General features: G+C 73.5%; 15 protein-coding genes. 10 read left to right on the forward strand and 5 right to left on the reverse strand.

What is annotated here, in order from left to right; translation table 11 throughout:
* Positions 1-356: 356 nt before the first annotated feature.
* Positions 357-869: a MarR family winged helix-turn-helix transcriptional regulator gene (locus tag ACFWW8_RS17260; RefSeq protein WP_386529590.1), complete on the reverse strand. Its 513-nt coding sequence runs from the start codon at positions 867-869 to the stop codon at positions 357-359.
* Positions 862-1491 (reverse strand): type 1 glutamine amidotransferase family protein, encoded by a 630-nt coding sequence (locus ACFWW8_RS17265; protein WP_386529593.1) that lies wholly within the window; start codon positions 1489-1491, stop codon positions 862-864. Before ACFWW8_RS17265 ends, ACFWW8_RS17260 begins: the two co-directional genes overlap by 8 nt.
* Before the next feature lie 373 nt (positions 1492-1864).
* On the opposite strand from ACFWW8_RS17265, the gene ACFWW8_RS17270 reads away from it, so the two are divergent.
* The 3 genes from ACFWW8_RS17270 (at position 1865) to ACFWW8_RS17280 (ending at position 4779) form a co-directional block, all read left to right on the forward strand.
* Positions 1865-3232 carry an aspartate aminotransferase family protein gene (locus tag ACFWW8_RS17270; RefSeq protein ID WP_386529596.1) on the forward strand — a complete coding sequence of 456 codons (1368 nt, stop codon included), beginning with the start codon at positions 1865-1867 and terminating at the stop codon, positions 3230-3232.
* 97 nt (positions 3233-3329) lie between these two features.
* Positions 3330-3995, forward strand: coding sequence for a GntR family transcriptional regulator (locus ACFWW8_RS17275; protein ID WP_386529599.1), 666 nt, complete (start codon positions 3330-3332; stop codon positions 3993-3995).
* A gap of 133 nt (positions 3996-4128) precedes the next feature.
* Positions 4129-4779, forward strand: a complete 651-nt coding sequence (locus tag ACFWW8_RS17280; protein ID WP_386529602.1) for a hypothetical protein — start codon at positions 4129-4131, stop codon at positions 4777-4779.
* A gap of 91 nt (positions 4780-4870) precedes the next feature.
* On the opposite strand, the gene ACFWW8_RS17285 is transcribed toward ACFWW8_RS17280, so the two are convergent.
* Positions 4871-5617: an SLATT domain-containing protein gene (locus ACFWW8_RS17285; RefSeq protein WP_386529604.1), complete on the reverse strand. Its 747-nt coding sequence runs from the start codon at positions 5615-5617 to the stop codon at positions 4871-4873.
* A gap of 255 nt (positions 5618-5872) precedes the next feature.
* Between ACFWW8_RS17285 and ACFWW8_RS17290 the strand changes: the two genes are divergently transcribed.
* The 7 genes from ACFWW8_RS17290 to ACFWW8_RS17320 all read left to right on the forward strand — a co-directional run bounded on the left by ACFWW8_RS17290 (position 5873) and on the right by ACFWW8_RS17320 (position 12107).
* On the forward strand, positions 5873-6217 hold the full coding sequence (locus ACFWW8_RS17290) for a YbaB/EbfC family nucleoid-associated protein (RefSeq protein WP_267721137.1): 345 nt from the start codon (positions 5873-5875) through the stop codon (positions 6215-6217).
* Between the two features lie 51 nt (positions 6218-6268).
* The gene (recR, locus tag ACFWW8_RS17295) at positions 6269-6868 is read left to right on the forward strand and encodes a recombination mediator RecR (RefSeq protein ID WP_386529609.1); all 600 of its coding nucleotides are present in this window, start codon (positions 6269-6271) and stop codon (positions 6866-6868) included.
* The gene (locus ACFWW8_RS17300; protein WP_383916527.1) at positions 6861-7508 is read left to right on the forward strand and encodes a DUF5063 domain-containing protein; all 648 of its coding nucleotides are present in this window, start codon (positions 6861-6863) and stop codon (positions 7506-7508) included. Before recR ends, ACFWW8_RS17300 begins: the two co-directional genes overlap by 8 nt.
* Positions 7509-7654: 146 nt before the next feature.
* On the forward strand, positions 7655-8929 hold the full coding sequence (locus ACFWW8_RS17305) for an aspartate kinase (protein WP_386529612.1): 1275 nt from the start codon (positions 7655-7657) through the stop codon (positions 8927-8929).
* Positions 8926-9999: an aspartate-semialdehyde dehydrogenase gene (locus ACFWW8_RS17310; protein WP_386529615.1), complete on the forward strand. Its 1074-nt coding sequence runs from the start codon at positions 8926-8928 to the stop codon at positions 9997-9999. Before ACFWW8_RS17305 ends, ACFWW8_RS17310 begins: the two co-directional genes overlap by 4 nt.
* Before the next feature lie 417 nt (positions 10000-10416).
* Positions 10417-10995, forward strand: a complete 579-nt coding sequence (locus ACFWW8_RS17315; protein ID WP_386529855.1) for a SigE family RNA polymerase sigma factor — start codon at positions 10417-10419, stop codon at positions 10993-10995.
* Positions 10992-12107, forward strand: a complete 1116-nt coding sequence (locus ACFWW8_RS17320) for a hypothetical protein (RefSeq protein WP_386529618.1) — start codon at positions 10992-10994, stop codon at positions 12105-12107. Before ACFWW8_RS17315 ends, ACFWW8_RS17320 begins: the two co-directional genes overlap by 4 nt.
* 48 nt (positions 12108-12155) lie before the next feature.
* On the opposite strand, the gene ACFWW8_RS17325 is transcribed toward ACFWW8_RS17320, so the two are convergent.
* Together ACFWW8_RS17325 and ACFWW8_RS17330 are read right to left on the reverse strand one after the other, a co-directional pair.
* The gene (locus ACFWW8_RS17325; RefSeq protein WP_386529621.1) at positions 12156-12947 is read right to left on the reverse strand and encodes an SURF1 family protein; all 792 of its coding nucleotides are present in this window, start codon (positions 12945-12947) and stop codon (positions 12156-12158) included.
* A gap of 58 nt (positions 12948-13005) precedes the next feature.
* A complete protein-coding gene (locus ACFWW8_RS17330) occupies positions 13006-14841 on the reverse strand; it encodes a prolyl oligopeptidase family serine peptidase (protein WP_386529624.1) in 1836 nt (611 codons plus the stop codon).
* Positions 14842-14906 lie beyond the last annotated feature (65 nt).

Genomic DNA, 14906 nt, shown 5'->3' on the forward strand with positions numbered 1-14906 from the left:
ACGCGTCGGCGGGGCTGGGGTGCACCCGGGTCTCACGCGTCGGCGGGGCTGGGGTGCACCCGGGTCTCACGCGTCGGCGGGGCTGGGGTGGACCCGCGCCTCACCCGCCCGCCGGGCTGGGGTGGACCCGGAGCTCACACGCCGCGGGGCTGGGGTGGACCCGCGCCTCACCCGCCCGCGGGGCTGGGGTGCACCTGGGCCTCACACGCCGCGGGGCTGGCGTGGACCCGCGCCTCTCACGTCGGTGGGGCCTGGGGGACCCGCGCCTCTCACACCGGCGGGCCGGGGTGGCGTCGGTGGGCAGGGTGTCCGCGCATCGAGCCGCGGCGGCCCCAGCCCCGCCGGGGCGCCCGCCGTCAGGGGTGGGTGGGGTCCGGGAGGGTGTCCATGGCCGCCGTCAGGCGTTCCAGGACGCGTACCGTCTCCGCGAACGCGGCGTCGCCCAACGCGTCCGCCAGCCGGTTCGCCAGCGCCGCGTGGCCCGGGGCGATGCGCGCGATCGCCGCGCGTCCGGCTTCCGTCGGGCGGAGCAGTTTCGCCCTGCGGTGGGCCGGGTTCGGGGCGTACTCCGCGAGCCCCTTGTCCGCCAGCAGGTCGGCGATGCGCTGGACGCTCTGCCGGGTGATGCCCATGGTCCGGGCTATCCCCGAGACGGGCAGCGGCTCCCGCAGCACGGCCCCCAGCACCTGCCACCACGCGGCCGTCAGCCCGGCCGGCCGGGCCAGCTCCTCCGAGAGCGCGAGGAACTGGCCGTTCAGCCGGAACACCTCCAGCGCGGTGCTGCTCAGCAGGTCCTGCCGGCCGCGGTCGGGCCGGTCCGGTATGCCCGCGGGCGCCGCGGACGGCGCTCCCGTCGCCAGGTCAGGCATGACCGGCCGCCGCTGCCGCCATGAGCACCGGGTACGCGCTCGCGTCCGAGTCGCGGAACAGGCGGTACCAGGCGTCCAGGACGTCCGGCTCGTAGACGTCGAGCCGGGAGAAGACCTCGCGCGCGAACGCCACCGGGTCCGTCGGGCCCGCCGTGATCAGGTCGCCGTCCGTGACCGCGTCGGCGTCGACGTAGTGGTCGGCGCCGTCGTAGCCCGGCTGCTCCGCCAGGTAGAAGGAGACGGCGCTCGTGTGGGTCCGTCCGTCCAGCAGGCCCTCGCGGGCGAGCCCGGCGGTGGCCCCGCAGATCGCCGCGACCGGCACCCCGGCGGCCAGGAACTCCCTGGCCTTCGCCGCGAACGGCGCCAGCTCATCGCCCGAGTCCCACAGTTCGGCGCCGGTGAGGATCAGCAGGGACGAGTCCTCCGGTCGCAGTTCCGCCAGGGCCAGGTCAGGCTGGATGCGCACACCGCCCATGGTGGTGACCGGCTCCCCGGCGGCCGTGCCGACCGTACGGACCTGGTGGCCGCGCTGGGTCAGGTGAGCGGTGGTGTAGCCGGTCTCCCAGTCCGCGTACGTGTCGTAGACCGCGAGGTGGACGGGCTTGCGGGGGGTCTCGCTCATGGTGCTCGCCTCCAACATCGATTCCGGTGACGGCTCCGAGGCCCGGTGTCGCGCCTCGTTCCCACCACCGACTTGCTATGACAATAGACTGTCATAAAGGCAGCATGCTGTCAATCGCACACCCGGCCGGATCCCCCCGAAAGCCGCCCCGAAAGCCGCCCCGAAAGCCGTCCTGAAAGTCGCGGCGAAGGGCCGACGCGAGGCCACCGCACCACCCCATGCCCCCCAGTCCAAGGCCCGCCCGGCCCCCCGCCGCGCCGACCCGCGCACCCCGGTGGGAGCCCTCCGCGCAGACAGACTGCCGAGACCGGCACCCCACCCGCATACAGTCCGCCGATATCCCTCCCCACCTGCGCACTTCTAGCGTGGCGCCATGACCCCTCATGCCACCCCGCACACCCTTGCCGCCGTGAAGGACGCCGACCGGAAGCACGTCTTCCACTCCTGGTCCGCCCAGGCCCTGATCGACCCCCTCGCCGTAGCCGGGGCCGAGGGCTCCTACTTCTGGGACTACGACGGGAAGCACTTCCTCGACTTCTCCTCCCAGCTGGTCAACACGAACATCGGCCACCAGCACCCCAAGGTCGTCGCCGCCGTGCAGGAGCAGGCCGCCCGCCTCTGCACCCTGGCCCCCGGCTTCGCCGTCGACGTCCGCTCCGAGGCCGCACGCCTCATCGCCGAGCGGACCCCCGGCGACCTCGACAAGATCTTCTTCACCAACGGCGGCGCCGAGGCCGTCGAGAACGCCGTCCGCATGGCCCGGCTGCACACCGGCCGGCAGAAGGTGATGTCCACCTACCGCTCCTACCACGGGGCCACCGCCGCCGCGATCAACCTGACCGGTGACCCGCGCCGCTGGCCCTCCGACACCGCCGCCGCCGGCGTCGTGCACTTCTGGGGCCCGTACCTCTACCGCTCCGCCTTCCACGCCACCACCGAGGCCGAGGAGTGCGCGCGCGCACTCGCCCACCTCGCCGACACGATCGCCTTCGAGGGGCCGCAGACGATCGCGGCGATCATCCTGGAGAGCGTCCCCGGCACCGCCGGGATCATGACCCCGCCCGCCGGTTACCTCGCGGGCGTGCGTGAGCTCTGCGACCGCCACGGCATCGTCTTCATCCTCGACGAGGTCATGTCCGGTTTCGGGCGGACCGGCGCGTGGTTCGCCGCCGACCACTGGGGCGTCACCCCCGACCTGATCACCTTCGCCAAGGGCGTGAACAGCGGATACGTGCCGCTCGGCGGCGTCGCCATATCGGCGGCCATCGCCGAGACCTTCGCCACGCGCCCCTACCCGGGCGGGCTGACGTACTCCGGCCACCCGCTCGCCTGCGCCGCCGCCGTCGCGACGATCAACGCCATGGAGGAGGAGGGCGTCGTCGCGCACGCCGCCCACCTCGGGGAGAACGTGATCGGCCCGGCGCTCGCCGAGATCGCCGAGCGGCACCCGTCGGTCGGGGAGGTCCGCGGGCTGGGCGCCTTCTGGGCGCTGGAGCTCGTACGGGACAAGGAGACGCGCGAGCCGCTCGTCCCCTACAACGCGGCCGGGGCCGACAACGCGCCCATGGCCGAGTTCGCCGCCGCCTGCAAGGCGTCGGGCCTGTGGCCCTTCGTCAACATGAACCGGACGCACGTGGTCCCCCCGTGCACCATCTCCGAGTCGGAGGCGAAGCAGGGCCTGGCCCTGCTCGACGAGGCGCTGACCGTGGCGGACCGGCACACCGCGGGGGCGTCCGCATAACGGGTCCTCCATCCGCACAACGATCCCCGACCGCTCGGTTTCGGCCGCGCTGCCTGGCCTAAGGTGTCCGAAGTTCACACTGAGGAAACGGACCCCTATGCCAGGCAGCGGCGCTGTCACCCGCAACACCCTTCGCCAGCAGATCGCGGACGCGCTGCGGGACGAGGTCCTTGCGGGACGCCTGCCGCCGGGGACCGAGTTCACCGTCAAGCAGATCGCCGAGCAGTACGAGGTCTCGGCGACCCCGGTGCGCGAGGCCCTCGTGGACCTCTCCGCGCAGGGTCTGCTCGAACTGGTCCAGCACCGGGGGTTCCGGGTCCGCGTCTACTCCGTCGACGACTTCCGCGGGATGATCGAGGCCCGCACGCTGATCGTGGACGGGATATTCCGCCGGCTCGCCGAGCGCGGCACCGTGCCGGGGTCCGGCGAGATGCTGGTGTCGGTGCGCCGCCGGGCCGAAGAGGCGCGGCGGGCCGCGCAGAGCGGCTCGCTCGAAGTCCTGATCGGCTACGACCTGCGCTTCTGGCGGGAGCTGAGCGGGCTGGTCGGCAACACCTACATCTCCGAGTTCCTGCACCGCATCCGGGTCCAGTGCTGGGTCTTCGCCGTCCCGCACCTCCAGCGCGAGACACAGCTCCGGGCGGCCCTGTGGGACCGGCACGGGGAGCTGGTGGACGCGGTGACCCTCGCCGACGCCGAGACCGTGCGCAGCCTGGTCCTGGACTACAACCGGCACGGCCTGGAATGGGCCGCCGGCCTGTAGCGGGCGGGGCGGGGCGCCGGTCCGCGCGGCGCGGAACCGGCCGGACGGCGGCCGGGTTCCGCGCACCCCTTCGCGGAGGGTGTCCGGCGGACTACGCTTGGCCGATCGGCGGCAACGACTGATCGGAGCCCGCGTGGCCTGTGACCTGTGGCTGGTCCCCCTTGTCGACGTGCTGTGTCACAGCCCCGACAACCCCTTCGCGGAGGAGATCGCCTCGTACGACAAGGCGCTGGGCGAGGCCGGGCTGCCGTCCGTGCCCGTCTTCTCCTACATGCCGGGTCTGAGCGGGGACGTCGCCCCGGTCGCCGGTTTCGACTACGACGCCCTGCACTTCCTGCGGAGGGCGTACCTGCTCCAGCTCTGCGGGCTGCCGGTGACCCCGGTCGACGAGCTGGGCGGGGACTACGAGCAGCTGCTGGAGATGTTCGAGCCGACGGCCCAGCAGTCCCACCTGGTCTGGCACTACGACCACGCGGGGGCCTACGTCCCGGTGGACTTCACGGCGCCGCTGGCGAACGAGGAGCTGCTCGCCGGAGGGGGGCCGCTGGGGTCCGCGCAGGGCCTGCTGCGGGAGCTGGTGTTCGTGGCTCCGGCGATCGGGATAGACCCGGCGAACCCGCCCGCGCCGCCCGCGCCGCCCGGCCGTCCCACCTCGCTGGAGGAGCCCGCGGGGCCGATCCCGTACGACGACAGCCCCTTCGCCCGGGAGCGCCACGTCTGGCTCGGGCTGCACGCGGCGGCGACCCGCAGCCTCGGCCAGGGATCGATGATCATCTTCAGCTGAACCGGGCCCCCGTCCGGCCCCCGCGCCCGCACCCCGCGCGGTCGGTGCCGTGTTCCCTGCGCCGGGAATACCGCGCCGGCCCGCCGGACGGCTACCTGGGCTGCTCCGGCGGGCGCTGGCGGGGCATGTTCGGGCGGGTGCCGGGCGGCAGCGGGAAGCGGGCCGGCGCGATGCCCGCCTCCACGCGGCCCCCGGAGGCACCCAGGGACTGCATCACCAGGGGCGCCGGACCGGCCCGGAACTCCACCATCCAGTCCGCCGTCTCGGAGCGCACCAGCTCGGTGATGTCCTCGGAGAACCGCCGCAGCACGGTCAGGCACCGCTCGGCGGCCTCGCTCGCCGTGCCCTCGGTGGGCCCGAGCACCTCCCGGACGTTCTCCGAGGCCCAGTCGAACTGCAGCGTCTGGAGCCGCCGCTGCACGGCCTGCGCGGTCGCCACGTTGCGCATCCACCCCGACGTCAGCCCGAAGAACCGGTCGCAGGCCAGCGCGGCCGCCCCCAGCAGCAGCGCCAGGTACCCGTACGAGGCCGCGCCGGGCACCGAGCCGGTCAGGTCCAGCAGCGGCATCACGGCGCCCGTGACGGCGCCCGCGGCCGCGCTCCCGCGCAGCACGCGCGCGCCCAGTCGCTTCCAGGCCCGGTCGGCGAGGTACCACTCCGCGGTGCGCAGCGCGTCGGCCTCGACCCGCCGGTACAGCTCGTCGAGACGCTCGGCGGGCTCGCCCCAGTCCCCGAGGGGGAACGGCCGGCCGATCAGGTCTCCGGCCTCCACCGGCCCGTCGACCTCCTCCCGGGGATCCCGGGGTGGCCCTTCGGGCTGCATCTCCGGCTGGCTCACCCGGCACTCCCTCTGCCTGCGCTGACGACTGGTGGTGCGCGTGTGCGCAATGATGCGCATGCTCTTCCTACCTTCGAATGACGGGCAGTGGACGACGATTCCCGCGATTTCCGTCCGCAAGGAGGTCTCCAGCAGGTACGCGCACGCCTCGTCCCTCACTCGAAAGAGTTGGTCCTCACGGCGTAGGGCGCCGCGCCCGGGGAGCACGTAGGCTCGGATTGACCAAGCGTCCCGACGGTACGGAGTGAATGACCTGTGATTCCCGGTGGTGGCCAGCCCGACATGCAGCAGCTGCTCCAGCAGGCCCAGAAGATGCAGCAGGACCTCGCCGCGGCCCAGGAGGAACTCGCGCGCACCGAGGTGGAGGGCCAGGCCGGCGGCGGTCTGGTCCGGGCGACGGTCACCGGTTCCGGTGAGCTGCGCGCGCTGGTGATCGACCCCAAGGCCGTGGACCCGGCGGACACCGAGACCCTCGCCGACCTGGTCGTCGCGGCGGTCCAGGCGGCCAACGAGAACGCCCAGGCGCTCCAGCAGCAGGCGCTGGGCCCCCTGGCCCAGGGCCTGGGCGGCGGCAGCGGCATCCCCGGCCTCCCCTTCTAGTCCCCAGCACCCCGCCCCGCGGCGGAAACCGAAACGAAAGAAGGCAGTCCGTTGTACGAAGGCGTGGTCCAGGACCTGATCGACGAACTGGGCAGGCTGCCCGGCGTCGGGCCCAAGAGCGCGCAGCGGATCGCCTTCCACATCCTGCAGGCCGAGCCCACCGACGTCCGTCGCCTCGCGCACACGCTGCTGGAGGTCAAGGACAAGGTCCGGTTCTGCGGGGTGTGCGGGAACGTGGCGCAGGAGGAGCGGTGCGGGATCTGCCGCGATCCGCGCCGCGACGCCACGGTCATCTGTGTCGTGGAGGAGCCGAAGGACGTCGTCGCGGTCGAGCGGACGCGCGAGTTCCGGGGCCGGTACCACGTCCTCGGCGGTGCGATCAGCCCGATCGAGGGCGTCGGACCGGACGACCTGCGCATCCGCGAGCTGCTGGCGCGCCTCGCGGACGGGGTGGTGACCGAGCTGATCCTCGCCACCGACCCGAACCTGGAGGGCGAGGCGACCGCCACCTACCTCGCCCGGATGCTCAAGCCCATGGGCCTCAAGGTCACCCGCCTGGCCAGCGGGCTCCCCGTCGGGGGAGATCTGGAGTACGCGGACGAGGTCACGCTGGGGCGGGCCTTTGAAGGAAGGCGACTTCTCGATGTCTGACGCAACCCTGCACGCAGCAGGCCCGGAACCGGGCGACTTCGCCGTCCAGATCGCGGACCAGATCGGTTCGTTCATCGTCGCGGTCACCGAGGTGGCCAAGGGCGAGGATCCGGACCGCGCCGTGCCGTTCCTGCTGCTGGAGATCTCCCAGCTGCTGCTCGCGGGCGGCCGGCTGGGCGCGTACCAGGACGTGCTGCCCGACGAGCGCTACGAGCCCGACCTGGGCCCGGAGCCCGACGTGGACGACCTGCGCGAGCGCTTCGCCGTGATGCTGGAGCCGGTCGACGTCTACTCCGAGGTCTTCGACCCCTACGAGCCGCGGAAGGCCCCGGTCCCGCACCGGATCTCCGACGACGTGGCCGACGTGGTGGCGGACCTGCGGCACGGGCTGATCCACTACCAGGCGGGGCGGATCACCGAGGCCCTGTGGTGGTGGCAGTTCTCGTACTTCACCAACTGGGGTCCGACGGCCTCGGCCACGCTGCGGGCCCTTCAGTCCCTGGTGGCGCACGTACGCCTGGACCAGCCGCTGGCGGCCCTGGACGGGCTGGACACCGACGAGGACCTCGCCGAGGACGACCTGGCCGAGCAGGCCGGGGTGGTCATGGCGGAGGAGCTCGGAGGCCTCGGCCGCAGGTGAGGGGCGTGCCGGCGGTCCCGTTCGGACGGCCCGGCGCGGGAACTTCCCGGCTGATCTTTTCGTCTCATGATGTGGTACGAAGCGGTCGGATCGCGGCCGCTCGTTAGACTGCACCAGCAATGAGACGGATTGAGCGAGGAGCGCACGTGGGCCTTGTCGTGCAGAAGTACGGAGGCTCCTCCGTAGCCGATGCCGAAGGCATCAAGCGTGTCGCCAAGCGGATCGTGGACGCCAAGAAGAACGGCCACCAGGTGGTCGTCGTGGTTTCCGCGATGGGCGATACGACGGACGAGCTGATCGATCTCGCCGAGCAGGTGTCCCCGATGCCTGCCGGACGAGAGTTCGACATGCTGTTGACCGCCGGAGAGCGGATCTCCATGGCCCTGCTGGCCATGGCGATCAAAAACCTGGGCCACGAGGCCCAGTCGTTCACCGGCAGCCAGGCAGGCGTGATCACCGACTCGGTCCACAACAAAGCGCGCATCATCGATGTCACGCCGGGCCGTATCCGCACCGCGCTGGACGAGGGCAACATCGCCATCGTCGCCGGTTTCCAGGGCGTGTCCGCGGACTCCAAGGACATCACCACCCTCGGCCGGGGCGGCTCGGACACCACCGCCGTGGCGCTCGCCGCCGCGCTGGACGCCGAGGTCTGCGAGATCTACACCGATGTCGACGGCGTCTTCACCGCGGACCCCCGCGTCGTGAAGAAGGCCCGGAAGATCGACTGGATCTCCTCCGAGGACATGCTGGAGCTCGCGGCCTCAGGCTCCAAGGTGCTGCTGCACCGCTGCGTCGAGTACGCACGCCGCTACGACATCCCGATCCACGTCCGCTCGTCCTTCTCGGGACTGCCGGGCACCTGGGTCAGCAACGAGAATCCGCAAGGGGACGCGCAGGTGGAGCACGCCATCATCTCCGGAGTCGCGCACGACGTCTCCGAAGCCAAGATCACGGTCGTCGGCGTCCCGGACAAGCCGGGCGAGGCCGCGGCGATCTTCCGTGCCATCGCGGACGCCGAGATCAACATCGACATGATCGTGCAGAACGTGTCGGCGGCCTCGACGGGCCTCACCGACATCTCTTTCACGCTCCCCAAGGCCGAGGGCCACAAGGCCATCGACGCCCTGGAGAAGGCCAAGGACCGAATCGGCTTCGACTCCCTGCGCTACGACGACCAGATCGGCAAGATCTCCCTCGTCGGCGCGGGCATGAAGACGAACCCGGGCGTCACCGCCTCCTTCTTCCAGGCCCTGTCCGACGCCGGCGTGAACATCGAGCTGATCTCGACCTCGGAGATCCGCATCTCGGTCGTGACCCGCCAGGACGACGTCAACGAGGCCGTCCGCGCCGTGCACACGGCCTTCGGCCTCGACTCCGACAACGACGAGGCCGTCGTCTACGGGGGCACCGGACGATGACCGCGCCCCGGTCCTCCGGCCCGGCGCTCGCCGTGGTCGGAGCGACCGGAGCGGTCGGCTCCGTCCTGCTCGGGATCCTGTCCCAGCGGGCGGACGTCTGGGGCGACATACGCCTGATCGCCTCCGCCCGCTCGGCCGGCCGCACGCTGGCCGTCCGCGCGGAGCAGGTCGAGGTGCTCGCCCTCACCGAGGACGCCTTCCACGGCCTCGGGCCGGGCGACGTCGTCATCTTTCTCACGCCCGCCGCGGTCTCGGCCCGGTGGGCGCCCGTCGTCACCGCTCGCGGCGCCGTCGTCGTGGACCAGTCCGCGGCGTTCCGCGCCGACCCCGAGGTGCCGCTCGTGGTGCCCGAGGTCAACGCCCGCGCCGTACGGAACCGGCCGCGCGGGATCGTCGCGGGTCCGGACTGCGTCACCGCCGCGATGAGCGCGGCCCTCGGCGCGCTGCACGCCGAGTACGGCCTGACCGAGCTGGCCGTCTCCTCGTACCAGGCCGCGGGCGCCGCCGGCCGGGCCGGCTCCGAGGCACTGCGCCGCCAGATGTCGCTGGTCGCCGGCACCTCCCTGGGGGAGCAGCCCGGCGACGTGCGCCGTGCCGTGGGCGAGGACACCGGCCCGTTCGCGGCGCCGCTCGCCCTCAACGTCGTTCCCTGGTCCGGGGAGTTGTGCGAGGACGGCTGGTCCTCGCACGAGCTGGCCGTACGGGCCGAGACGCGCCGGATCCTGGGCCTGGAGCGGCTCCCGGTGTCGGTGACCTGCGTGCAGGTGCCGGTGGTGGTCGGGCATTCGCTGACCGTGCGGGCCCGGTTCGAGAACCCGGTGGACGCCGCGCACGCCCGGCAGATCCTGGACGCCGCGCCCGGCGTGGTACTCGTGGACGACCCGGCGGCGGGCGAGTTCCCCACCCCCGCGGACGCCGCGGGGACCGACCCGGCCTGGGCGGGGCGGGTGCGGGTGTCGCTCGACGACCCGCACGCGCTGGAGTTCTTCGTGTGCGCCGACAATCTGCGCAAGGGCGCCGCCCTGAATGCCACGCACATCGCGGAACTGATCGCGGGTGAATATGCGTAATTCGCTTTGTAGGATCGGTGCTGATCCCTTGATCAAGGTGATGGCCCGACTGCCGTCTCGATAGGACCGGGGCAATCGGGAAGAGCGGGAACGCATGAGGGCAATGGGGATGTTGCGGGTGAGGTTGCCCGGCGCGTACAACCCTCACCGGGGGACGCGCGTCCTACAGACGTGGCAGAGGCACTTCTCGACCTGGCCGTCCTGCCGGCGCGCACCGGGATCCTTCCGCCGCGCCGGAGCTCCCGTACGTCCGGCGGCGGTTTTCCCGTGATCGTCCCCGTCCCGCCGACGGAGCCTTCCGAGGCGTCCGTACGCGTGCCCGCGCCGGACCGGGGCGGGCGCGTGCCCGCGCCGCGCGACGGCGCCGGAGCGACCGCGGACGACCGCGGGGCTGCGGCCCGGGACGGCGACGCGGCCGTGCGGGACGGCGACGCGGCAGCGCGGGACGGCGGGCCGGCGACCGCGGCCGGGAGCGCCGCCGAGGCCGCGCCGGTGGTGGCGGGCACCACCGTCGACCACCTCACCGCGACCTACCAGGCCCACTACCGCTCGCTCCTCGGCCTGGCCGCACTGCTCCTCGACGACACCGCCTCCTGCGAGGACGTCGTCCAGGAGGCGTTCATCCGCGTCCACTCGGCCCGCAACCGGGTCCGCGACCGGGAGAAGACACTGGCCTACCTGCGCCAGACCGTCGTCAACCTCTCCCGGTCCGCGCTGCGCCGCCGCATCCTCGGCCTCAAGCTGCTGTCGAAGCCGATGCCGGACATGGCGAGCGCCGAGGAGGGCGCGTACGACCAGCTGGAGCGGGACGACCTGATCAAGTCCATGCGCGGACTCCAGCGCCGCCAGCGCGAGGTGCTGGTGCTGCGCTACTTCGCGGACATGACGGAGGCCCAGGTATCCGAAACGCTCGGCATATCGATCGGTTCGGTGAAGGCGTACGGATCGCGGGGGATTGCCGCGCTGCGGGTGGCGATGGAGGCTGCGCAGTCATGACGGACGACCACACCCCGCTGGGCGGGGCGAGCGAGGAACAGGCGCTGCGGGGCCTGTTGCACGGAGCCGTCGGGGGCCTGGAGCCCTCCGAGGGCGCGCTGGAGCGTCTGCGGTACGCGGTTCCCGCGCGCCGGACCCGCCGGCGCCGGGCCGTCGTGGGCGCCGCCGCGGCCGCGCTGCTGGCCGGCGCCGGCATCCCGGCCGCCGTGCACCTGAGCGGCGGCGGCAGCACGGCCGCGGACCGCTCGGCGATGGCGGGGCACGGCGAACGGGCCGGAGCCACCGGGGGCACCGGCTCCCCCGAACCGCGCCGGAACGGCGCCGGAACCCACCCCCGGGCCACCGTCCCCGCGGGCGCGCCCGACGCGGGCGGCACCACCGGGGAACCGGACCGGGCCGCCGCCGGTGCGCCGACCGGCGGGACCGGGGCGTCCGCGGGACCCTCGGGCGCCGGCACGCCGTCCGGTTCCTCCCTCGGCCAGGACGGGCAGGTCCCGGCCACCGGGCCCCGGCCGCCGGCCGCCCAGGGGGTGGCCCGGTGCGGCGCCGACCAGCTGGGGGTGGTGGCCTCGTCCCGCGCCCCCGGAGCCGACGGCAAGGTGTACGGCAGCTTCAAGGTGACCAACGTGTCGGTGCGGGGCTGCGTCGTCTCCGGCCCGGACACCGTGACGGCGGCCGCCGCCGAGCCCGGTACGGGCACGGGCACCGCCGTCGTCGGCCACACCGCGGGGGATCCGGCGAGCGGGCTGCTGCCCGACCCGTCGTCGGAGCCGCCGCTGCTGGTGCTCCAGCCGAACACGGCGTACGAGGTGCGCTTCGCCTGGGTCCCCTCGGGGGAGCCCTGCCCGGCGACGACCCCGGCGGGCCCCAAGCCGCCGCAGGGCGACTCCGGGGACGCCGCGGGCGGCTCCCCGGGCGGCGCGGACGGTACGGGGGGCGCGGCCGCGGGCACGGACTCCCAGACGGTCCCGCCGCCCCCGGACCCGGCCGGGGTCGCGGTCGCGCACACCCCGGCGACGGGTTCGCCGACCACGCAGACGACGATCCCCGAGGCCTGCGGGGGCACGCTGTACCGGACGGGCTCGATCCCGCTGGACGCGCCGGCGCCGTAGCCCGCGCGACGCGGCCCGGTCCCTCGCGCCGTCAGGCGTACGGGACCGTCAGACGCGCTGGGGGGCCGCCTCGGCGGCGGTCTCCTCCGCGGGGAGGAGACCGGCCTCGGCGTCGCGGAGGGTCTCGATCTCGCGGCGGTAGAGCCGGAACCACATGAACAGCACGAAGGCGGCGAAGACGAACCACTCACCGGTGTAGCCGAGGTTCTGGAAGGCCTTCAGGTCGAGCCCGGTGTCGTTCGGGGCCTGCGGCGGCACCGGCAGCATGCCGTCCGCCGGGGTCTGCACCGTCAGCCACGCGTCGTACAGGTCGTACGGGACCAGGTTGACCAGCGACGCGGCGCCGATCACCCCGAGCTGTCCGGCGGGCAGGCCGCCCTCGGAGTGGACCCCCTTCGTGCGGGAGTTCTCCGGGGGCTGCAGCGCCCCGGTCACGTCCACCCGCCCGCCCGGCGCGGCCGGCGCCGCTGCCGGGTCCGCGGTCCCCGGCAGCCAGCCCCGGACCACCGGGAGGGCCTTGCCGGCGTCGGTCTTCAGCAGCGTCAGCACGTAGAAGCCGGACTTCCCGTCGAGCGTCCGCTCGGGGACCAGCAGCTGCTCCGCGTACTCCCCGGAGACGGAGGCCGGCTGACCGGACGTCTTCTTGTCCACCGGGAGCAGCGAGGCCAGCGGGGCGGCGGCCCGGTCGGCGGGCCGTTCGGCGGTCGCCTCCCGGTGGGTGTCGACGCGGTCCTCGAACCGGCCGAGCTGCCAGGTCCCCATGAACAGGCAGAAGGGGACGCCGAGCGCGACGAAGACGTTGATCCCCCACCAGCGCGGGGTCAGGAGAAACCGGTGCACCCCACCACCGTACGGGGGGCGCGACCGGTTCCGTCTGCCGGGGCTCGGTTCGCCGGGGTCAGCGGGGGAGGTGCTTCAGGGCGAACTCCAGCTCCATCCGGACCTGCTTGATCCGCTCCTCCACGACCAGCGAGCCGTGGCCCGCGTCGAAGCGGTACACCTCGTGCTCCGCGCCGCGCGCCGCCAGCCGGTCGACGTAGTTGTCGATCTGCCGGATCGGGCAGCGCGGGTCGTTGACGCCCGCCGCGATGTACACGGGGGCCTTCACCGCGTCCACGTACGTCAGCGGCGAGGACGCCTCGAAGCGGTCCGGGACCTCCTCCGGGGTGCCGCCGAAGAGGGTGCGGTCCAGGGACTTCAGCGCCTCCATCTCGTCGTGGTACGCCGTCACGTAGTCGGCGACCGGCACGGCGGCCAGGCCCACCGCCCAGGCGTCCGGCCGGGTGCCGAGGCCCAGCAGCGTCAGGTACCCGCCCCAGGAGCCGCCCGAAAGCACCAGTCGCGCCGGGTCCGCGAGGCCGGACTCCACCGCCCACGCGCGGACCGCCTCGATGTCCTCCAGCTCGATCAGGCCGACGCGGTGCTTGAGCGCGTCGGTCCACTCGCGGCCGTAGCCGGTCGAGCCGCGGTAGTTGACGCGGACGACCGCGAAGCCGTGGTCGAGCCAGGCCGCCGGGGTCGCCAGGAAGGCGTCGCTGTCGTGCCAGGTCGGACCGCCGTGGATCTCGAAGATGGTCGGGAAGGGGCCGTCGCCGTGGCCGACGGGCCGCTGCGCCAGCGCGTGGACCCGTCCGCCGGGCCCCTCGACCCACACGTCCTCGACCGGCACCGAGCCCGGCGGCCGGAAGCCGGGCGGGTCCAGTACGACCCCGCCCGCGGTGGACCGTACGGAGGCGGGCTCGGCGGCCGAGGACCACTGGTACTCCACCGTCCCGTCGGGGCGGGCCGTCGCACCGGACACGGTCCCGGGCGGGGTCTCCACCTGGACCAGGGCCCGCTCGGCCAGGTCGTAGCGCCACAGCTCGCTGCGCGCCTCGAAGCTGTGCACGATCAGCAGCGCCGACCCGTCCGGGTACCACTCGGCGCTGACGTCGCCCGGCAGCTCGATGCCGAGTTCCGTCTCGGTGCCCGTGGACACGTCCCACACCATCGGCTCCCACCGGCCGCGCCGCTGGTGGCCGACGAGCAGCCGGGTGTCGCCGGGGACGGGTGCGAAGCCGAGGACGCCGAGGCCGAGGTCCTCGGTGCCGCCCTTGGAGTCGTCGAGCTCGGCGACCGTGGCGCCGTCGAGGGTGACCACGCGCAGCGCCGAGTGCATCGCGTCACCGTGCTCGGTGTGCTCGATGACGAGCAGGGAGCCGTCGCGGGACAGGTCGCCCACTCCGGCGGACTCGCGGTGCCGGTAGACGACGGCGGGCGCGCTCCCGTCCGGCCGCACCACGTGGATGGTCGTGCCGTCCTCGTCGGTGGACCGGCCCACGACCGCCGTCCCGTCGCGCCCGATGGCCAGGCCCGCGGAGTACGAGGGCTCCAGCCCGGGCGTGGCCGGCTCGTCGGGGCCGCCCGCGAAGGGCTGGCGGACCCAGGTGCCGAACTCGTCGCCGTCGGTGTCGGAGAACCACCAGATCCACTCGCCGTCGGGGGAGAGGGTGCCGTCGGTGGTCCCGTTGGGCCGGTCGGTGGCCTGCCTCTGGGCGCCGGTGGCGCGGTCCCAGGCGTAGAGCTCGAAGGTGCCGGTCGCGTTCGAGACGAAGAGGGAGCGGTCCGGCGCGTCCTCGGCCCACTCGGGCAGACCGACGCGCGGGGCGCGGAATCGCTTCTCCCACTGGGGCACCGCGTCGCGGGCCGTGTCGGGGGTCTCGTCGTTGCCGGTCACATCGCTGTCGCTGGTCATGCCTCCCATTCTTGCCACACGCGGCCCCCGAACGACGACCCCGCCGGACGGACGCCGCACGGAAC

Origin of the sequence: Streptomyces sp. NPDC058701 (assembly GCF_042715295.1) — a bacterium.
GTDB lineage: Bacteria > Actinomycetota > Actinomycetes > Streptomycetales > Streptomycetaceae > Streptomyces.